The sequence below is a fragment of the Bacillus sp. FSL R10-2780 genome, from assembly GCF_038006125.1.
GTDB lineage: Bacteria > Bacillota > Bacilli > Bacillales > Bacillaceae_G > Bacillus_A > Bacillus_A cereus_U.
The window spans coordinates 81,837-102,120 of sequence record NZ_JBBOUQ010000002.1 but is presented as its reverse complement, the minus strand read 5'-3'; the positions used below and the strand labels follow the sequence as shown (position 1 = coordinate 102,120).

The following is a 20,284-nucleotide window of genomic DNA, read 5'->3' as shown; positions in this document are numbered from 1 at the left end:
AATACATATGATGTTTAATAAAATCTATTTCTTATTTTAAATATAAATCAGATTCTGATATGATATATACATATCTAAAATATTAGCAAACAATAATTAAGGAGGTATCCTTTCATGACACAAGATTTATTGTTTATTACGAAACCTACTGTAACGACAAAAGAGGCAGCCGACTTATTGGGAGTAACCGTACAGACAATATTAAAGAAAGAAAAAGATGGATTAATAGAATGTGTATATAAAAATAATTGGAAACAATTCGGTAGTAAAATTTTCTATTTGGAGGATATTGAACGCTTAAAAAATAATGAAGAGGTTAAAGGCCTTAGTACAAAAGAAGCAGCTGAAATTCTCAATGTAGCACCATCTACTATTTTTACATATATCAAATCTGGAAAATTACCAGCTTTAAAGATAGAAAAACGCGGAAAAGAAGTATATGTCATTGATAAAGAAGACCTTGAAACTTTTCAACTTACTTATGAAAAAACTACAACAAAAGAGCGAAAAACATTTATTACTAAAGTTCAAGATAAAGATATATATTTATATCAATTATTAACACATCAACATACCGGAAAAACAGCTAGGGTAATAGAGATCCATGGAGCAGACGGCAAGATTCTTACAGAGGACGAAGAAATTTTCCCTCTATCCACTTATAAGGAACATGATTATTCCTTTGAACCTTTCCATAAACAAGCAGTGATTACGAAACGAGGGTATTTATCTTTTTCATTTAAAAAACCCCAACTATTTAATTCCATCACTTACAATCTAATAAACTTATTTTATAAAAAACTTGGTGTCACAAATATGCGATTGACTATTACATCAGATACTATCAAATTAGAAATTAAGCCTTTCGTATTACAAGTAGAACCTTTACAATTTCAAGAAGAGATTAAGTACTTACATTCTCATATGAAATCCGGCACGATACTTCCACATGTAGAAGGGATTTACTTTAAAAGTAATGTAGAGCCATTAACTTTTCATGCAGATCATGAATTTAAACAAAAAGTAGTTCAAATGGCAGCGAATGCTGGTATGGGACAGGAAGAATTCTTATTGCAAGCTATAAAATCTTATATAATAAATTTAGAAAAATATTAAATTTATTATCAATTATAAGCAGCGTAGAAATTAAACCTTTCTACGCTGCTTAAATTGTTCAACTTAAGAATTGTATAACACCCTAAAACAAAAAATTAAGCTTTTTCCTGGATATGCCAATTTTCTTATTTCGGGGTATTTGCTTTTCCTAGCTAAATTGTGATGTGGTGCTACCCCATGCCCATCAACTTAAGAAAATAGATTCACCCCAAAACGAAAAAATGAGCTTTTCTGTTAAAAGTTAGCACAAAATTTCGTTCTGGGGGTATTTGTTTTTCTTAGCTTGATAGCAATGTGGCGGTACCCCACATCCATCAACTTAACGTAGTTTTTTATTATCTTTTATAGATGTTATAAAAGTAGGCACATCAAATAAACCCTGACGGGTTTCAAATTTTTCGCTATGCTACCTGATGGGCAGAAGTGGTATACTCATACACAACACCTAAAATATCAAAGACTGTTTTTTTCTCATATCTGTGAGATTTTCGTCCGTTTCGCTGTAGGAGGTTAAACAGACGAAGGAGAATCTTTGATAATTCTTGGGTGTTTTTATGTAGTGCTTGATGAAAAAGTAAGAAATAATCTTTAATTATGTACATCGCTTTATATTCACTTAGTTCTTTCTGTTTCTTACGTAACAGGAGTTCTCTCATTTTAAACATAGTAGAAGAACATAATAGGATACTAATGAGTTGTCCATAAAGGTGGCATTCTAATCGCTCTTGTTTAATAGATTTACAACGATGAATTCGAAACCAAGATTTCCATATTTTAAATAACAGCTCAATTTGCCAACGCAGTGAATATAAATCATAGATTTTCTCTTTCGGTACCCATTCCGTAGGAATGTTTGTCATATATACCGTAATTCCTTGTAAAAGTTTCGTACGCTCTGTATATGTAATCCCTTTTTTCTTTTCACGAATAGCTCGATCATGTAGACGTTTCTGTTTTTGCTCCTCTGTACATCTATAAACCACAATGCGAGTGGGTAGTTTGTCTTTGCTCCCTACATATACATCATGTAATTCATACACTTGGCCAGGTTGTAATTGGTTCATGATGTCTTCCAAATGAATTTGTATATATACCGGTCTCAATTGAGCAGGTTTTGTTTTAAATACCACTGTTTCGAATTCTTTTCTATATATTTTAGTTGGTAATTTAAGACGCGATAAATAATACCCTTCCTTATCTTGGATCGATTTAAAGTCTTGTAAACGAAAATACCCTAAGTCACGAATATATAGTTCATTCTTTTGTGTCATGTCCATTCGAGTCGCCCCATATGCCTGATCACTTCGTTTTCCTGGTTCAATTTTCACATCAGAAAACTCTCCACTCAACAAGTCATACTCTAATTGAATTTTCACACCAGCTGTATGACTACAGCCTCCGGCACCAGGATAAGTAGCTGCGAATCGATCTGGAACTTGAAAGGTTGTAGAATCAAGGATGCGAATCCGCTCAAAGTAAGCAGAAAGAGAATGAGAAATTGTAGATGATCCTCCAATTTTAGCTTGTAGAAGTGTAGTAAATACATTTCGAAAGAAGGCTACAGAAGCCGAGTTAAATCGTCGATTCAGTCCCTCAGGACTTAATAAAATTCCTGTTGAAGTTTCTAATTGACTACAAAGTTGAGTAAGAGAGGTTGTAGCGATTTGTTGATTTAACCATACACACAAAGATAAAAAATGGTGCCCATGGCACTTACGTTTTCGTTTCATTCCACCTGCTTCTATAGCTAATTGATTAAGTGTAGCGGGAGACATATATCGATATAACTCTTCGGCAAATAAAGACAGCTCTTGTTTTTGATGCATATTCATAAAAAGCACGTCACCCTTTCTCATTAACATAAGAGAATAGTAACGTGCTTTTAAGTTTAAGAATAGTCTAAATCCTTAAGTTGATGGATGTGTGGTGCTACCCCATCGCTATCAAGCTAAGCTTATGAAAAGTCAATTTTAGGCGAGATTGTTTCTTTTTTCTAAAGGTCAAGTGTAGGTGATTGAAAAATTTGCATACGAAATAAACCCTAATGGGTTTCACTTTTTTGAATTAAGCGGCTCGATTATCAGACATGGTACAATTGTAAACGACACTTAATATATCAAAGACCGTTTTTTTCTCATATCGATGAGATTTTCGCCCGTTTTGCTGTAGGAGGTTGAACAAGCGAATTAGAATCTTTGATAGCTCTTGGGTGTCTTTCTGTATAGCTTGGAAAAGAAGAAGAAAGTAATCTTTAATCATATATACGGCCTTATATTCACTCAGTTCTCGTTTCTTTTTTATAAGAAGTAATTGCCGCATTTGAAACATGGTAGAAGAACAGAGTAGAATGGCAATCAGTTGTCCATACAAATGGCATTCTAATCGTTCTCGTTTTATCTTTTTACAATGATGAATATGAAAGAACGATTTCCATGTTTTAAATATAATCTCGATTTGCCAACGTAAAGAGTACCAATCATGTACTTGTCCCATCGGGACAATATCTGTAGGGGTGTTTGTCATATATACATTGATACCACTGAGACGTTTACTACGAGGGGAATACTTCATTCCTTTCTTTTTTTCTCTTACAGCTTGATCTTGTAATCGTTTTTGTTGTTGTTCTTTTGTTAGCCGATGAACAATCACACGAGTTGATACTTTATCAGTCATTCCTACATAAGCGTCAGATATTTCATATGTTTGTCCTGGTTGAAGAGAGTTCATTACAACCTCCATATCTATCTGTATATACTCTGTACCTTTCTTTATTCTTCCATCTTGAAAATAATCAGGGTTGGGATTTTTTTGATAAATACGTGTATTTGATTTAATACGAGAGATATAGTAAGCCTTTTTATCTTGTATGTGTTGAAGATCTTTCAAATGAAAATACCCTAAATCTCGGATACATAAATCATTCGCTGTCACAGTTGGAACACACAGAGAACCGTAAGTTCGATCATGTTGTTTCCCTGGACCCGTATGAATATGAAGGAACTGTCCACTTAATAAATCATACTCAAGCTGAATCTTTACTCCCGCTGTATGGCTGCATCCCCCTGCACCTGGATAAACGGATGAAAAAGGATCTGGAAGTTGAAATGCAGTTGAATCTAAAATACGAATACGCTTGAAAACAGAAGTATATGGAGAAGAAATCGGCATAGATGAGGTCAATTTTTTGCTTAATAGTTCGGCTAGTAGGTGTTGTAAAAGTTGGACGGCCGCCTTATTAAATCGTTGATTCAGTCCCTCAGGACTGATAAGTACTGCTGTTGATGCTTCTAAACAGCTAGATAATTGAGTTAAAGAAGTCATAGCTACATTTTGGCTCACCCATACACATAAAGCTATTAAATCTTTTGCTTGGTACTTACTGGTTCGTTGTACGAAACCAACATCTCTAGCAAGATTCCGTAAGGTATTTGGAGATAAAAAACTTTGAATCTCTTGAGCAAATAGTTGTAATTCATCAGACACAGAAACAGACATAAAAAACGCCATCCTTTCCTATGATTCTACAGAAAGAATAGCGTATTTTTTCTTTTTATGGATACATTTTTTTAGCTCGATAGCGATGTGGTGTTACCTCAAATATAATTATTTTATTTGAAGGTCTCTTTTAAATTTGTTTCAAATCTTTTCATAGGTTGGTATACAAGAACGTGTAGTGATAAACCTATCACTGCAGTAATGTTTAAAATAATACTTATAATCATTAAAGACCATTCTATAACTGGAGAAAAGTATCCATTCATACTTAATGTAGAAGAACTTACACCAAGTATTAAAATCACTATTAGTAAAGGTAAGTTTTTAACCAATTTGAATCCCCCCTTTAAATATAATATCTTTATATTATTATATCACACACTAGGTTATATAATTAATATAAGATAGTTATCTATGGGAATTTAACATGTTTTTTCATTTTGGGGGTGACCTGTTTTTTTAGCTTGATAGCGATGTGGTGCTACCCCATTGCCATCAAGCTAATTTTTTAAAGTACCCCCTAAACGAAAAATTTGTGTTTTTTATAGAACCGACATTCATTTTTATCGTTTTTGGGAACAACTAACTTTATAAGTTAATGAACATATGGTAGGGGCCAAGTTGAACGTTGATTTTTAACCATTAATACTGGTTTTGCTATTTTCTCATAAATAAACACATATACAACATCTACTCCCTTCATATCTATCGATACCTTTTGCTATTGGTGTGTAGTGCAGAAATAATAGTGTTGTTAAATTTTGTTCTCCAAAAGACAATAACCTCCTACCTGTTGATTTGGTAGGAGGTTATTAAAGTTATTTAAAACTCAATATGATAAGTTTAAATTAAGATGATAATTCCTTTAATGTATCATGTAATTTAAACTTTCTAATTTGATATGCAGCGATTAATCCTGCACATGTTCCCAATAATATACTAACTATGACCAAAGATAATATTTGTAGGTAAGGAATATCTACTATCTTTAAATCCAAACTAGGTAACACAATATAACTAAATATAATTCCACCAAACGCTGCAATAATGCTTGCTATTAATCCTAAAAAAGTCCCTTCTAACCAAATAATTTTTTTCATTTGTCCGGGAATTGCACCAACAGCTCGAATCATACTTATTTCAGCACGACGTTCATATATACTTGCTATAATTGCATTCATTAAACCAATACCAGAAATTACAAAAATAATACCAACTAATAACTGAATCAATAGTAACATTTGATTTAACAATGTTAACTGTTCCTTTAATAAATCTGTACTATTAATAAGTTCTATATTAGTTCCATTCTTCATAACTTGGTTAACCTTCTGTTGTATTTCATTAATATTCTTATGAGAATCTACCATTATTTCTATAGATTCATAACCTTTTATTTGGAAGTTCTTTTTTGCCCATTCCTCATTAACAAATACTCCCATTGTATTCATTTGTAAACTTTGTTCTAATATCGATGTAATTTTAATAAACTGTGGCTCATGGCCTGTTGATTGCACTTTGATTTTGTCATTTATTTTTATCCCTAAATAATCAGCTGTTTTCTTTGAAAGAATTCCTTCGCCATCTTTTAGAGGTTCTTCTAAACTTCGCCCTGATGCTACTTTAATTTTTTTTATATCATTAAATGCAGCTAAATCTATTCCAGAAACCTCCATAATATTTGGGCTAACATCATTCTTACGCACGAATTCGTACCATTCAGGATCAGCCTTTTTGAAATCATAATCAATTAATTCAGATTTCGTATCTGTTGCAATAGCTGCTGTATTTTGTACACCTTTAATTTGCTTTATTTTTTCTAACCATTCAAAAGGAATATGTTCATTTGCTCGACCTAACATTGGTACTCGAATAGATAAATCGGCTGGCATGCTTTTCTTTATCCCTTGCCTCATACCTTCCTGCATTGAATTCATATACATACTTCCCACCAACGCTAACATAAATCCAAAAGACAATATTGCAACTGAAATCGCTGCTTTTTGTCTATTACGTATCACGTTTCGACTACTTATGGAAGTTTCTATACGAAAGACGCGCTGGAAAGGTTTAGTGATTATTGGTGTAATAACTCTAATGATGAACGGTATAGCAAACAATAAACCTATTACAAATAAAAATGCTCCTATAGGTCCAATATTTACTTTAATTAACTTCTCTAAGAAAGTTGCACAAGTTCCAATGACAATACCAACTATCGCTACAAAGAAACTAATTATACTTATTTTCTTTTCCTTTTTATTGACAGACAAAATCACAGGTCTAAAAGCTTCTACAGGTGGAATTTTTCTTATAGACATCGCTGGAATAATAGACCCTATAATAGACATCATAATTCCTACAATAAAAGTTGAAATTAATAGGCCCCATGAGATTATAAAAGTCTCACTATCAACAGTTGCCCCTCCTATCCACCTATTAATCAATCCTGATACTAAACGATAAAATAAAGTACCCGTTGTAACTCCTATTAAGGAACCTATACTACCAATTATTAAAGACTCAAGTAGGACTACACCTATTATTTGAACAGATCCACTTCCAAGGGCACGTAATAAGGCCCATTGTTTAAGACGATCACGTACAGATAAGAAAAAGCTTCCCATGACTAAAAGAGCCACAACAAATAGGGCAACTCCACCTAGTCCCCAGATTAAAGGTTTCATTATATTTAAGCGTTCAAATGCTTTATCAACATATAAACGTTGATCAATTTTCACGCCATTTAACACGCTTTTTATTTCCGAAACTAAAAAGGCTTTTTCATTAGCATTAACCGCTTTTATTTGCACTAAATTATATTTATTTTTCAAATTCAATTCATTTTGTAGCCACTCAATAGGAAAGAATGCAGTTTGCTTCATTGCAGACATTGTTGGTGGATTAATAATACCAACTACTGTTACTGTTTTTTTATTAAAAGGTGGAAAAGGCATTTCAATTTTTTCACCTAATTTAATCCCATTTTTCTCTACATAGGATTTTGTAATCGCAACTTCTGCCCCTTTTTCTGGATATCTCCCTTGATCAATCTTATAAGCACGGATTTCAGGTGAATTTGGTTCGACTCCCCAATACGCCGGTTGGTTTGAAATTTCCGGTTTATTAGGTATTACATATGGTATTAATACCTTTGATACTGTTTTAAGGTTTTTAATATTTTTTATTTGATCTACTTCTTTGTCATCTAAATATTGATCATTTTTCATATAACCGAATTGCAAATTGTAGTCACCGTAATTGTTCTTAACTTGCTGTTTTACTGTTTCTTCGACAGAATTGTTTCCTAGTAACAACATTGTGGCTAACATAACACCTAAAGCTGTACCAAGGGCAATAAGTGATGTTCTTAATCGGTTTTCCTTAATTGATTTTATAGCATATTTAAAAATCCACATTTTCAAAACCTCCCATTCTATTGAAAGTGTGTGTTCATTATTTCTTGAATACGCTTAACTTTCTCTGAAATCTTTTCGTTAGTTTCCTCGTATTCATGAATTATTAAACCATCCAATAGAAAAACAACCCTGTCCGCATGAGCTGCTACAAAAGGATCATGTGTTACTACAACTGCCGTTTGATTTAAGTCATCACAAGCATTCCTAAGTACAGTAATTATATTTTTACTGTTTTCAGAATCTAATGCTCCTGTCGGTTCATCTGCTAATATAATTTCAGGATCATTAGCAAAAGCTCTAGCAATCGCTACTCGTTGTTGTTGACCTCCAGAAAGTTGAGAAGGAAGATTTTCCTCCTTGCCTTCTAAACCAACAATTTTCAAAAGTTTTTTTGCTTGATTTGTGGCTTTTTGTTGTTCGACATTATCCAATAATAAAGGAAGGGTAACATTTTCTTCCGCATTGAAAATCGGTATTAAGTTAAACTGCTGAAAAATGAATCCTATTTTCCTTCTTCGGAATAGTGCCAATTCTTTTTCATTCATCATTGAGATTTCTGTATCCCCTATTTTAACTTCTCCTTTTGTCGTTTGATCTATCCCCCCAAGTAATTGCAACAAAGTAGTTTTACCTGAGCCACTCGCACCCATGATACATAGGAATTCTCCTTGCTTTACTTCAAGATTTACCCCTTTCAGGATGTTTATCATTTTCTTTTCAATGAAAAATGATTTCTCTAAATTCTTAACTTCTATAATCCCCATAAATATCTCCCTATATTAGTATTTATAAAACAACAGGTATCTATTACTTTCTTCTTAATGAAAAAGTAATAGATACCTGTTGTTTTATAGTATATTAAAGTTTAATTAGCACTCTACTTATTCACCTGGTGTACTATCTTTGCAAATACCACCAACTACAGTGTAGGAGTAGTTATTTAACCAAACTTCAAAACCACAGCCTTTTACTACGTCAAAAGCATTTCTGAATTCGTCAATTGTTAGGAAATAATATTTTTCGCAAATAATTGTTCTAATTACTTTTTTTAGTTGAAATTACACAACTTATACCATAATATTCCTTATGATATAATACTATTAAAATATATTCAATAATATTTTTGTATTTTTTGACAATTTTCTACACCTTTTATATTTCTTATACCTGTGATTCTGCCGCATGCTCATCGAACTAAAGAAAAATTGTATCTATAAAACGAAAAAAACGTTATTCTTTCTGTAGAATCATAGGAAAGGATGGCGTTTTTATATGTCTATTTCTGTATCTGATGAATTACAACTATTTGCTCAAGAGGTTCAAAGCTTCTTATCTCCAAATATCTTACGAAATCTTGCTAGAGACGTTGGTTTTGTGCAACGAACCAGTAAGTACCAAGCAAAAGATTTAGTTGCTTTATGTGTATGGATTAGTCAAAATGTCGCTAAAACCTCTTTAACTCAGTTATGTAGCTGTTTAGAAGCATCAACAGAAGTGCTCATCAGTCCTGAAGGACTGAATCAAAGATTTAATGCCACAGCCGTGCAATTTCTACAACAAGTGTTAGCCGAACTTCTCAACCAAAAGTTATCTTCAACTAAGCTGTTCTCTTCTCCATACACTTCTATTTTCAAGCGTATTCGTATCCTAGATTCAACTGCATTTCAACTTCCCGATGTATTTTCATCTGTTTATCCAGGCGCAGGAGGATGCAGCCATACAGCGGGGGTGAAGATTCAGCTTGAGTATGATCTATTAAGTGGACAGTTCCTACATATTCATACAGGTCCAGGTAAACAACATGATCGAACCTATGGTTCACTGTGTGTCCCAACTTTGAAAGCGAATGATTTATGTATCCGAGATTTAGGTTATTTTCACTTGAAAGATCTTCAACATATACAAGATAAAAAGGCTTACTATATCTCTCGTATTAAATCAAATACACGTATTTATCAAAAAAATTCCACCCCTGATTATTTTCAAGATGGAAGAATCAAGAAGAGTACAGAGTATATACAGATAGATATGGAGGTCTTAATGAACTCTCTTCAACCAGGACAAACATGTGAAGTATCCGATGCTTATGTAGGAATGACTGATAAAGTACCAACTCGTGTGATTATTCATCGGCTAACAAAAGAACAACAACAAAAACGATTACAAGATCAAATTGTAAGAGAAAAAAAGAAAGGAATGAAGTATTCTCCTCGTAGTAAACGACTCAGTGGTATCAATGTATATATGACAAACACCCCCACAGATACTGTCCCGATGGGACAAGTACATGATTGGTATTCTTTACGTTGGCAAATCGAAATTTTATTTAAAACGTGGAAGTCATTCTTTCAAATTCATCAGTGTAAAAAGATAAAACGAGAAAGATGGGAGTGCCATTTGTATGGACAATTGATTGCCATTCTACTCTGTTCTTCTATCATGTTTCAAATGCGGCAATTACTTCTTATGAAAAAGAAACGAGAATTGAGTGAGTATAAGGCCATATATATGATTAAAGATTATTTTCTTCTTCTTTTCCAAGCTATACAGAAAGACACCCAAGAGCTATCAAAGGTTTTACTTCGCCTGTTCAGCCTCCTACAGCAAAACGGACGGAAATCTCATCGATATGAGAAAAAAACGGTCTTTGATATATTAGGTGTCGTTTACAATTGTACCCTGTCTGATAATCAAGCCGCTTAATTCAAAAAAGCGAAACCCGTTAGGGTTTATTTCGTATGCAAATCTTTAAATTCCCTATACGTAGTCTTTAGAAAAAAGAAACAACCTCTACTATAATTGACGTTGTATGAGCTTAGCTTGATAGCGATGTGGTGCTACCCCAACAAGCTTGAATTGTAATTAGGGGCTAGTACAATGTTTGTGTATGTTCCTACACCTGAAAGGTACTTGTATTTATGTTTGAAACCTGATGGAATAAAAACAGATGCAGGGCTCTCAATGGTTTGCACGTCTCCCTCGATTTCCACTTTACATATAAGCCCTGTACCATCTATGTTATTACCCCAAAACACAAAAGCACTATCACAATGATGTGCATGATAATCCACATGACCTTCCAAGTTTTCGTCCATATGCTGATTACAGAATATACGTTGTATTACATAGAATGAAGCACGCTCATCTGTTCTATAATCCATTTGCACCCATCGTTCTCCTGGCCCATCCCTATGATACAAAAGTTCAGATGCCCCTTTTACAAATGGTTTACTGACGCGTAAATTCTTTGAAAGGCGAGGGCCTTTTCGTTCTACCCGTTTTTGTTGTATCTTCCTCACTCTTCCTATCATTTCAGGTTGAACTCCTTCATATGCTAAAACATTATAATTCACAGCTTTTACGTGATAAGGTGCTGTATGTGTAAAAACATTTTTTCCAATAATAGGTCTCCAATGATCGACTTTACAACCTGTAGCCAATTGAAGAGATTGTGTTAATTCTGGAATCATTTTCAATTGAAAGTGTTGATTATATTTTTGTGATAACAGAACAGATAAATTTAGTAAATCAACAATTCCAGCCCGTTCACCAATCCCGCATAAAGTTGCATCAATGACAGAAGCCCCAGCATCAATAGCTGCAAGAGCATTCGCTAGTGCTAGTCCTAAATCATTATGTAGGTGTACTTCAATTTCACAGGGGAATGTTTCAACCGCTTTCTTGACTATGGTTGCACACTCATTAGGTTCCCAAATTCCCACCGTATCAGCTAAACTAATTCGATTTGCTCCCGCTTGATATGCAATTTTTCCAAGGTAAGAAATATCTTCCCAAGTAGTTCTGGAAGCATCTTCAATTGTGAATCGGATTTTCATGCCTAAGTAACGAGCTTCTTCAATCGCTTGTTTCACTTGATTCATCACATAATCTTTTGATCGATTTGTATACTTGGTTTGTAAAGAAATCGGATTAATAGATGCCCAAATCCCTATCCAATCAGCTCCTGCTCGATATGCAGCATGAACTTCTTCTTTTTTCGCTCGAGCATGCATTAGAATATCAGCTTGTTTTGCAGCAGCCGCAACTTCTCGACAAACCGCTTCTTCTTCACGAGAAATTCCAGGATGTCCAACTTCAATTAAACGGATTCCAAAATCCTCAAGCATATGAACCAGCGTAATTTTATCTTTCTTTGAAAAACGAACACCACATTGTTGTTCCCCTTCTCGCAAAGTAGCATCTAAGATTGTTATATCTCTGTTCATCCCTTTTTTCCTTCTTTCATTTCTATAAAATTCAATACTTCTTTAAATAGAACATCATGATTTTTTTCATATACTGCCCAGTGTGTTGCATTAGGAATCACAACTTCCTTTTTTTGCTTAGTCCCAGTTAATTTCGATAGCATATCTCTATCGGCAAATAAATCATCTTCTCCATAAATAACCAGCACAGGAGCAGTAATCTGAGATGCATCATATAAAGGACGGTTATTCCAAATAGAATATAAATCTTCTAGAGGCCCCATCGGTCGACGAATGATGCCATTATTTTTCTCGCTAATTGGATCTGAGTGAAGAAATACGTCTTTTACAGAATCCATAGCTTCATTTGTGACAATTTTTTTCTCGCCCATCATCATATGCCAGTGATGCATTCCTTTATCAAAGTCTACAGTTTGATAAGAGGGTGCATGAGGATTGAATTCCCCCTGCTGTAACGGATTGTCAAAGGGCTCTGTCATCATTGGAAGCGTAAACCCATGCATGTACCCATATAAAACAAGTGTATTAACATCATCAAAATGTGATATTGCATAATTTCCAGCTACCACTCCCCCGTATGACCAGCCAACAAGATGAATTTTTTTTACATTCCTTTTACTTTTAATCCAATTCACAACCGTTTCTAAATCTTTTGTTGCACCATCTAAATGAACGACTGGTTTATTTAAGTTAGGCGCTTCTGACATTTCTTTTGGCCTTGAAGATTGCCCAAATCCTCTAAAATCCATTGCCCACGTATCATATCCTTTTTTTGCATACTCATCCATCCATGAATATTTTGATACATCAAAAGCTGCTGCAGTAGGAACACTAAATGGTTCTAAAAACAAAATGATTTCGTCTGATGTATATTGCTTTTTTGTATTTACACTTTTATGAAGTAAAAATAATGTTTCGTCTTCTATTGGAATTTTATATTCTTCTTTTATTATTTTAGAAGTTTTCGTCCCCTTTGAAACTTCTTGATGATTTGAACAGCTAGACAGTAAAAGAACGAAAAAAATACCCATTAAACTTATAGATTTCCAATTCTTTTTCATTTTTAAAATCCCTTTCATTTCATAGAAATGATGGCTATTATTCCAGCTGCAATAATTAACCCCGCCGGTAACCCCTTTGTAAACAATACAGCCATCAAAGTACCTATTAAAACACCCAATAATATAGTTGGATTCATCGGTAGTACCCCTACTCCTTTTCCTCCTATAAACGACACTATAAACCCCGCTAAAATCGATCCCCACCCAATTGGAGAAGTAATTAACTTCATTATGTTATCACTCGAAATCTTCCCTGAAGTAATGGGAACTAAAAGAAATAACATGAGAAAGAATATACCAATTGGAAAAGCATATTGCTGAATAGCATGCAAGATAGCTTTTTGTCCCATAGCAAATAACACACCTAATAAACTTGCTGCAATAGCTAGTGCATAATCTTTAACAATCAAAGCAAGTATAAAAATAATTCCTAACAATAGAAAAGAAACCATATATTTTACCTCTTCTATAAAGTTGTATAATCCCAACTGCCGTTTTCAGGTTCACATACCTGTACCATATTTGGATGTGAAAGGTTAATCTGTATAAGGTTTGGACTGATAATAGGTTGTAAATCTTCTCGATTTACAATAAACTTAAATGCTTCAAAGCTTGCTAGAATCCCTATAATGTTTGCAACAGGAGATAGTACAGCCCATGGTCGCTCTTTATTTATATAGCTATTCGCCCACTGTTCATCTGCACCATGTTTAATAGAATACAGAGCACGTCCATCTTTTAAACCATGAATTTTGTTTTGCATCTCAAGCGTTAGTTCTTGCTGATAAGATGGATATCCTAACGCAATTTCATAAGGTACAGATTCAGGGGTTAATGACATGACTCCACCTCTAAAGGGTGGTGTAACAGCAATCCAAATAGAAGGAATCTCTAAAGTTTGAGCCATACGGTGAATAATAACCCTTGCTACCAAATTATCAGTTGCATCTATAATAATATCTGTATTTGCTAACAGATCTTTTGCGTTATCTTCTGTAACAAACTCTTGTGTTATTTTTACCTGTAGTAGGGGATTAATGTCTTTTAAGGTTTCTAGAGCCACAAGTGCCTTTGGCTTCCCTAACTTACTTATAGAACTAAGCATTTGTCGATTAATATTACTCGCTTCAAAAACATCTTGATCAATCACATGAAGATTCCCTATCCCCATTCGTGCCAACTGGATAAGCGTAATCCCCCCTACTCCCCCAGCACCAACTACAGTAACACGAGCATTCTTTAATTTTTTCTGTTCTTCTATTGAAATTACACCAATATTTCGTGTAAAGCTTTCTTCATATATATTTTGTGTATTTAAATTTTCAGTGAACAATTTTGCTTCCCCCTTATAATGTTGCATAATCCCAACCGTTTTCTGGTGCGTCTTTTATCTGGACAGGAGTGAGACTATCTACATCTATAACAATGCCCTTTGGTGCTCTAGCCAAAGGTTCACGACCAGTTAACACTTGTATCGCTTCATGAAAGCTAAATAACGATAAAAGATGTGCTCGCATAGGAGTAATAATCCAGCCTACTTTTCCCTCACAAAAATCTTTCGCCCACTCTTCAGGCGCTCCCTTATCAACCGAATACCATGCTCTTTTTTTCTTAATATCAGCAATTTGCTGCCTTAACTTTGAATCTGTTAATATGGATCCTACAACAGAAACATTCAACGCCTCTTCATATGGAATCCCAGTTGGAAAGAATGTAGAAACAAATCCTCTTGTAGGAGGACTCCCTGACATACCTACACTTGGTATCCCTAATTCTCTAGCTGTTCTATGTATAATGACCCTAGAAGGCATATCATCTACTGCTTCTACCACAATATCATGACCCTTCATTAATTCCACCACGTTGTCTTCATCTACTTTTGTTTGTATAAAGTTTGTTGAGATATAAGGATAAATATCTTTTACAACTTGTTCAGCAACTTTTGCTTTTGGTTTTCCTACCACACTAGAAAGCGCTAACATTTGTCTGTTTATATTAGATATTTCAAATTCATCTGGATCGATTCCTGTAATATGTCCAACCCCCATTCTAGAAAAAAGGATGGCTTCATAACCTCCTACTCCCCCTAATCCAAAGATAATTACTCTTTTATTCCTAAGACATTCTTGTTCTGCTTTTGAATAGACACCAATGTTCTTTTTTACCATTTCCCAATAGTAAGTATCCATATCCATTGAAAAACCTCCTGTGATGTAATAATTATAAAAAAACTATCCATATAAAATAATCAACATATATAACAATAAATTTAAAATATGTTAATTTTGTGAGTTATTTGTAAAAAGAATTAAAATTTTCAAGTTATTTATCTTTTGTTAACAGAAGACATCTTCTGTTTTTTGTGAGTGGTGTAGATTGACAGAATTATACCCACTTAATACTCAGGTTTTTGTTTATTTAAAAATAGATTTTCATACGGTTAACAAAGTAAAATCTAATTTTTTATATGTGTACCCAACTAATTTACCATTAGGAATTATACATGCATGCTCATATTTATTTTGATCGTTTAGCAAGATTGGTAAGTATGCTGGTATCATCTCGCCAACGCATAAGTTCTTATTATCTATAGTCGGGGTAGCACCACATCACAATCAAGCTAAGACAAACAAATACCCCAAAACGAGAAAATTGACATCTTTAGGTGAAAATGGGCAATTTTTTTGTTTTAGGGGCATTATAAAATTCTTAAGTTGATGGGCATGGGCTACCGCCAGCATTTCGGGAAAAATCCCGCTAAGGGCATGCAAGGTTTTATACAGTTTTTTGGCTAATCCAGTAACAAACGGGAACCTTAAAAACCACGACAGGATAGGAATGTATAAAGAAATGAATAGAATCATAGAAAAAGGCAGATCCCTACTCTTACAAGGAATCTGCTTTTTCCTCGCTACCGATAATGTGCGTTATGTTAACTATTAATGTATAAAGTATTCATTTTTTTACTTCTTATCAATTTCATCTTCATAATCCTTAAGTTCCTTATCATCAACGACATATAGGGAAAGATCCTCTCGAATAAAACGTACTGCATTCAATCCTATCATTTGGGCTGGTATTGACGTATTCCCGTCCGGTAAAATCGGAGCGATGGAAAGATCAGCGACTTTAAGATTTTTGGTCCCAAAAACATTCAGGAATCCATCAACAACCCCTTTTTTAATATTTTTACCCATTTTACATTGCCCTCCGAAGTGAGTAAAAAGGGAATATGAAGCTCTGACAAAACCAGCCAATTTAGCCCGCTTTTCATTCTCATCTGGAATTTGGAATACGCTTTCATCAGGAAAAACTACCTGATAGATTCCTCCCGGATCGAGTTCGCGTGCTCTAACAATCATGTTATACGTCTCAATATATTGATTTACCATGAAATTTAGATCATCTGGATTTGCCAACGGGTTTAAATCAATAGTTGGATATGCCTCTGGGTCGCTATGGGAAACCATGACAGTACCTCGGCTTCTTGGATTTACATCTACAATTCCGATACTCATAATATTACTAGGTTTTGTCTCATTGAAATCCCAACCATTTATTGCAATTTCCTGACTAGGTACAAAAACCGGAAGTGGAAAGCCTAATAATTGAAGGCGCCGTCCGCCTATAATGTTATTAACCTTTTTAAACGCTCCAAATGCTACTGGCTGATTAGGATCAGCAGCCAATACCTGAAGAAGTCTTCCTGTTTCCACTCTAATTCCCATACCGACAGAATAGTGTGTTTGGAAGTTGTATCCGACTTGATGGCTTTCTACTAGGGTTGATATGCCGGCTTTAGCTAAATCTTCAGACTTACCAATCCCTGAGCGTTGAAGTATGACGGAGGAAAATTGGCCTGCGGAAACAATAATTCCTTTTCGGGCATAACTTCGTTGTGACACCCCGTTCCTAACATATTGAACGCCAACAGCGATGTTAACCCCCTTTTTTTCTTTAAATAGAACTTTATCCACTGTTGTTTTTGCAAAAATGACCAATTTTCTCTGACCAACTCCAAATTCATCAGATTGAAATTCATTTCCTTGAGTGACAATTTGGTCGTTTAAATACCCGGTTGCGGTCGAGGAGCGAACCAATTTTCCATTTTCCAACTTTTGAATATATTGGCCTTTTAGGGCTATGACATCTCTTATCCCTGTATTGTAATCCTCCACAATTGGGATATTAAAGACTTCTGAAGTGGCTTGTGCTAAAGTTTGAATTACTCCTTGATTAGGAATGTTTTGTTGTCTAATAAAAATTGGACCATTTGTTCCTCGTTGGTTCGGTCTTTGTGTATTTCCTGTGTAGGTTTCATTTTGTTTAAATAAAGAACGAATATTTTTGTAACTCCATTGACTCCCGACAAGATTTGCCCACTCATCATAAAGATCACGACTACCACGTACGGCTAACATCTGATTATGTTCAGAACTTCCACCAATGGCACGACCACTTGCTGTTATCAACTGACGACCAATCGTTTGCTCAATTATAGAAGTAACATGAAATGAATGTCTATTTTCACTAGCATTTAAAATAGAGACCAAAAGATTAGGACTGCTTAATTCCTCCGTCATGTTTGTTCCTGCTTCAAGGACAAGCACAGAAGTACTTTTGTCATCCGTTAATTCTTTGGAAATTATTCCTCCGGCAGTGCCCGCACCAATCACGATGTAATCAAAAATATGTTTTTTTGACATGCTATTATTCCTTTCAATATAAAATTTAAAACAATAAATTCAAGTACAATATACTATTAACATATCGAACTGATTGCCTGTACTTATGAAAGATATTAATAGTTTAAAAAAGGTTTGGTTCTTATAATAGTGCGTTATGTGAACTAACTTTGTATATCGTATACAGTTTTTTCACAACGTAATTAGAAGTTAATATTGATCTTAATGATTATCATCATTATCTATAAAAAAAGTAAATTACTAGTTAAGTGATAGTGATAATAGAGACAGGTCTTAAAAAGCAATTTAAATCCTTGATATACCTGGCTTAATTGAAATTTTATGGGATGTTCAATCTGTTTTCTACTGTACGAAGTCTTTGATCTAATTGCATAATTTGTATTGCTTGTTGCTCATTTTGTTTTTCCAGATTTCTAATTCTTTTTTTAAGACCTGCTGTTGTTCCTGGAATAGGACAACAACGACAAGTACTTTTGTTCCAAAAATTCAAAATGTAAACCTCCTTTTTTAGGTATACTATATTGATATGAAAAATAAGTAGATTTGTTTGTATGCTTGTCCTTCTTTTTTTGCTTCATACTTCAATTGTCCAACCAAATCATCTAGTAATCCCCAAATATCAATTAATTAGGGGTATCGCCACATCACCATTAACCTAAAAATTCAAAATCCCCCCATAACGAAAATTCTATTAATTGTTGACTACTGATAATAAGACATTATGTTAACCTTACATGAATATGGTATACATACAAAAATACAAAGAAAATTGCTTATTTTAAATGATACAATTAAGAAATAGGAGGTGAGTAAAATATGACAAAAAAAACGAGTTGGACTAGTCTAATAGGATTAGTCTGGTTAGCAACCATTGCATTACTTTGGACAAACTTTGCTAAGTTGATTCCAAATAAAGTTGCTTCTCTAAGCATCTTTATTATTATGATTGTCATTGCAGCAGGAGCTAGTCTGACAGGACTTTACCGACTTAAAAAGAAAAAATATTAAGAACGGATCGTACTTCTCTCCAAATGGGGAGGAGTTTGCTCTAATATTAAAAATTCGCTTCCTATAACGATAATTATGTAAATGAGCTGTCCATATGGGCAGCTTATTTTATTTTTTGCCTAACGTGGGTTTTTCCGAAATGCTGGCGGTACCCCATCGCTATCAAGCTAAGAAAATACAACTCTCCCAGAACGAGATTTTGTCCTAATTTGTAATAAAAAAGCTCATTTTTTCGTTTTGGGGTGGATTTGTTTTCTTAAGTTTATGGGCATGCGTCGTACCCCATAAAGGGAAAAAGAATTAATTTTCGAATATTTAACTATAATATACTAAATTTAGGAGGAGCTTATGAAAAGGATTTTATTGAAAAAAGCATTTTCCGCGTTATTATTGACCACTGTTTTAACATTCTCATTTTCTACTGCTGCATTTGGAGAATCCGGAACTACCCAATCACTTAAAATGAACAATGTTCTTGAAAGGGTTGTGACGGTTGAAACAAAGGGTGAATTTGATCATGAAGAGACCCAAAATATGGTTGATCGTCTCTGGAGCATCCCAACTAATATATTGATCACCATGCATAAACAGGGAGTTCAGGTTAAACTGATTAATTTCCCTCTTACTGATTTGCCGGAGTATGAATATTTAAGGGGAACCGTTCCAAGGGGATGGGAACATACTCCATATACGTGGGATGATGTGCCAGGTGCAGGTGGGCAGACAGTTGTTGCTCGAATCGGTTACAGCTATAAAAAGATGCATAGTTCTGTAAGCCTTGAGCTGCATGAAACAGCCCATTCCATTGATCGTTATGTATTTGACAATATTAGTTATTCGGATGAGTTTACTGAATTTCATGCTTTGGAGCATGATGATTTTAATGACAATCCATATTTCGATTACAAGGAAGAATATTTCGCCGAAGCCTTTGCCTATTTTTATGCTGGTCCAGACACGAAGGCTGAGTTAGAAGAAAAAGCTCCATTAACTTATAAATTTATTAATGAGTTGCAGCGGAATATCCCATCGGAAAAGCATTCAAATAAGTAGAATTATAGAATTTTTCCATAATCATGGGATTCCCAAGTTATAGAAACGGAATTCAAAAAGGGGTACGGCAAGAATTCCTTCTTTTTTGAGCCACTTAAAGAAAAGTCTTTTTATCCATTTAACGCTTGCTAGGTGTCAATATTTGTACGAAAAAAGCTGTGATCAGTGATTTTTACTTGATAAAATAATTTATTTATGCT

General features: G+C 34.3%; 16 protein-coding genes. 4 read left to right on the top strand and 12 right to left on the bottom strand.

Features of this window, described 5'->3' with window-relative positions; translation table 11 throughout:
* Positions 1-114 precede the first annotated feature (114 nt).
* Positions 115-1,116 (top strand): helix-turn-helix domain-containing protein, encoded by a 1,002-nt coding sequence (locus NSQ47_RS25560; protein WP_341038430.1) that lies wholly within the window; start codon positions 115-117, stop codon positions 1,114-1,116.
* 401 nt (positions 1,117-1,517) lie between these two features.
* Here the strand turns inward: NSQ47_RS25560 and NSQ47_RS25555 are convergent, their stop codons facing one another.
* The 5 genes from NSQ47_RS25555 to NSQ47_RS25535 form a co-directional block, all read right to left on the bottom strand.
* Complete coding sequence (locus NSQ47_RS25555) at positions 1,518-2,948, bottom strand: IS4-like element ISBce2 family transposase (RefSeq protein WP_080019313.1); 1,431 nt, start codon at positions 2,946-2,948, stop codon at positions 1,518-1,520.
* Between the two features lie 232 nt (positions 2,949-3,180).
* Positions 3,181-4,611, bottom strand: a complete 1,431-nt coding sequence (locus NSQ47_RS25550; RefSeq protein WP_098988135.1) for an IS4 family transposase — start codon at positions 4,609-4,611, stop codon at positions 3,181-3,183.
* 113 nt (positions 4,612-4,724) lie between these two features.
* Positions 4,725-4,943 carry a hypothetical protein gene (locus NSQ47_RS25545; protein ID WP_002090568.1) on the bottom strand — a complete coding sequence of 73 codons (219 nt, stop codon included), beginning with the start codon at positions 4,941-4,943 and terminating at the stop codon, positions 4,725-4,727.
* 516 nt (positions 4,944-5,459) lie between these two features.
* Positions 5,460-8,030 carry an ABC transporter permease gene (locus NSQ47_RS25540; protein WP_341038425.1) on the bottom strand — a complete coding sequence of 857 codons (2,571 nt, stop codon included), beginning with the start codon at positions 8,028-8,030 and terminating at the stop codon, positions 5,460-5,462.
* 17 nt (positions 8,031-8,047) lie between these two features.
* Positions 8,048-8,794 carry an ABC transporter ATP-binding protein gene (locus NSQ47_RS25535; RefSeq protein ID WP_002130391.1) on the bottom strand — a complete coding sequence of 249 codons (747 nt, stop codon included), beginning with the start codon at positions 8,792-8,794 and terminating at the stop codon, positions 8,048-8,050.
* A gap of 508 nt (positions 8,795-9,302) precedes the next feature.
* Between NSQ47_RS25535 and NSQ47_RS25530 the strand changes: the two genes are divergently transcribed.
* The gene (locus NSQ47_RS25530) at positions 9,303-10,733 is read left to right on the top strand and encodes an IS4 family transposase (RefSeq protein ID WP_341038424.1); all 1,431 of its coding nucleotides are present in this window, start codon (positions 9,303-9,305) and stop codon (positions 10,731-10,733) included.
* Between the two features lie 134 nt (positions 10,734-10,867).
* Here the strand turns inward: NSQ47_RS25530 and NSQ47_RS25525 are convergent, their stop codons facing one another.
* The 7 genes from NSQ47_RS25525 to NSQ47_RS25495 form a co-directional block, all read right to left on the bottom strand.
* Positions 10,868-12,256, bottom strand: coding sequence for a homocitrate synthase/isopropylmalate synthase family protein (locus tag NSQ47_RS25525; protein WP_341038422.1), 1,389 nt, complete (start codon positions 12,254-12,256; stop codon positions 10,868-10,870).
* The gene (locus NSQ47_RS25520) at positions 12,253-13,317 is read right to left on the bottom strand and encodes an alpha/beta hydrolase (protein WP_341038421.1); all 1,065 of its coding nucleotides are present in this window, start codon (positions 13,315-13,317) and stop codon (positions 12,253-12,255) included. Before NSQ47_RS25520 ends, NSQ47_RS25525 begins: the two co-directional genes overlap by 4 nt.
* Positions 13,318-13,331: 14 nt before the next feature.
* Positions 13,332-13,769, bottom strand: a complete 438-nt coding sequence (locus NSQ47_RS25515; RefSeq protein ID WP_098882594.1) for a DUF441 family protein — start codon at positions 13,767-13,769, stop codon at positions 13,332-13,334.
* Between the two features lie 14 nt (positions 13,770-13,783).
* Complete coding sequence (locus NSQ47_RS25510) at positions 13,784-14,677, bottom strand: HesA/MoeB/ThiF family protein (protein ID WP_445662108.1); 894 nt, start codon at positions 14,675-14,677, stop codon at positions 13,784-13,786.
* Positions 14,664-15,512 (bottom strand): HesA/MoeB/ThiF family protein, encoded by an 849-nt coding sequence (locus NSQ47_RS25505; RefSeq protein ID WP_098448395.1) that lies wholly within the window; start codon positions 15,510-15,512, stop codon positions 14,664-14,666. Before NSQ47_RS25505 ends, NSQ47_RS25510 begins: the two co-directional genes overlap by 14 nt.
* A 768-nt stretch (positions 15,513-16,280) precedes the next feature.
* Positions 16,281-18,023, bottom strand: a complete 1,743-nt coding sequence (locus NSQ47_RS25500; RefSeq protein ID WP_341038414.1) for a GMC family oxidoreductase — start codon at positions 18,021-18,023, stop codon at positions 16,281-16,283.
* Positions 18,024-18,342: 319 nt separating this feature from the next.
* On the bottom strand, positions 18,343-18,513 hold the full coding sequence (locus NSQ47_RS25495) for a hypothetical protein (RefSeq protein ID WP_341038412.1): 171 nt from the start codon (positions 18,511-18,513) through the stop codon (positions 18,343-18,345).
* A gap of 326 nt (positions 18,514-18,839) precedes the next feature.
* Between NSQ47_RS25495 and NSQ47_RS25490 the strand changes: the two genes are divergently transcribed.
* Both NSQ47_RS25490 and NSQ47_RS25485 read left to right on the top strand, forming a co-directional pair.
* Positions 18,840-19,031: a hypothetical protein gene (locus tag NSQ47_RS25490; protein WP_088099329.1), complete on the top strand. Its 192-nt coding sequence runs from the start codon at positions 18,840-18,842 to the stop codon at positions 19,029-19,031.
* A gap of 348 nt (positions 19,032-19,379) precedes the next feature.
* A complete protein-coding gene (locus NSQ47_RS25485) occupies positions 19,380-20,084 on the top strand; it encodes an anthrax toxin lethal factor-related metalloendopeptidase (protein WP_341038410.1) in 705 nt (234 codons plus the stop codon).
* The last annotated feature ends 200 nt before the right edge of the window (positions 20,085-20,284 follow it).

Excerpts from the sequence above, each read along its gene's own strand:
- NSQ47_RS25515 (WP_098882594.1), bottom strand. The coding sequence starts at position 13,769 with ATGGTTTCTTTTCTATTGTTAGGAATTATTTTTATACTTGCTTTGATT.
- NSQ47_RS25510 (WP_445662108.1), bottom strand. The coding sequence starts at position 14,677 with ATGCAACATTATAAGGGGGAAGCAAAATTGTTCACTGAAAATTTAAAT.
- NSQ47_RS25540 (WP_341038425.1), bottom strand. The coding sequence starts at position 8,030 with ATGTGGATTTTTAAATATGCTATAAAATCAATTAAGGAAAACCGATTA.
- NSQ47_RS25525 (WP_341038422.1), bottom strand. The coding sequence starts at position 12,256 with ATGAACAGAGATATAACAATCTTAGATGCTACTTTGCGAGAAGGGGAA.
- NSQ47_RS25530 (WP_341038424.1), top strand. The coding sequence starts at position 9,303 with ATGTCTATTTCTGTATCTGATGAATTACAACTATTTGCTCAAGAGGTT.
- NSQ47_RS25490 (WP_088099329.1), top strand. The coding sequence starts at position 18,840 with ATGACAAAAAAAACGAGTTGGACTAGTCTAATAGGATTAGTCTGGTTA.
- NSQ47_RS25500 (WP_341038414.1), bottom strand. The coding sequence starts at position 18,023 with ATGTCAAAAAAACATATTTTTGATTACATCGTGATTGGTGCGGGCACT.
- NSQ47_RS25505 (WP_098448395.1), bottom strand. The coding sequence starts at position 15,512 with ATGGATATGGATACTTACTATTGGGAAATGGTAAAAAAGAACATTGGT.
- NSQ47_RS25555 (WP_080019313.1), bottom strand. The coding sequence starts at position 2,948 with ATGAATATGCATCAAAAACAAGAGCTGTCTTTATTTGCCGAAGAGTTA.
- NSQ47_RS25560 (WP_341038430.1), top strand. The coding sequence starts at position 115 with ATGACACAAGATTTATTGTTTATTACGAAACCTACTGTAACGACAAAA.
- NSQ47_RS25550 (WP_098988135.1), bottom strand. The coding sequence starts at position 4,611 with ATGTCTGTTTCTGTGTCTGATGAATTACAACTATTTGCTCAAGAGATT.
- NSQ47_RS25535 (WP_002130391.1), bottom strand. The coding sequence starts at position 8,794 with ATGGGGATTATAGAAGTTAAGAATTTAGAGAAATCATTTTTCATTGAA.
- NSQ47_RS25520 (WP_341038421.1), bottom strand. The coding sequence starts at position 13,317 with ATGAAAAAGAATTGGAAATCTATAAGTTTAATGGGTATTTTTTTCGTT.
- NSQ47_RS25485 (WP_341038410.1), top strand. The coding sequence starts at position 19,380 with ATGAAAAGGATTTTATTGAAAAAAGCATTTTCCGCGTTATTATTGACC.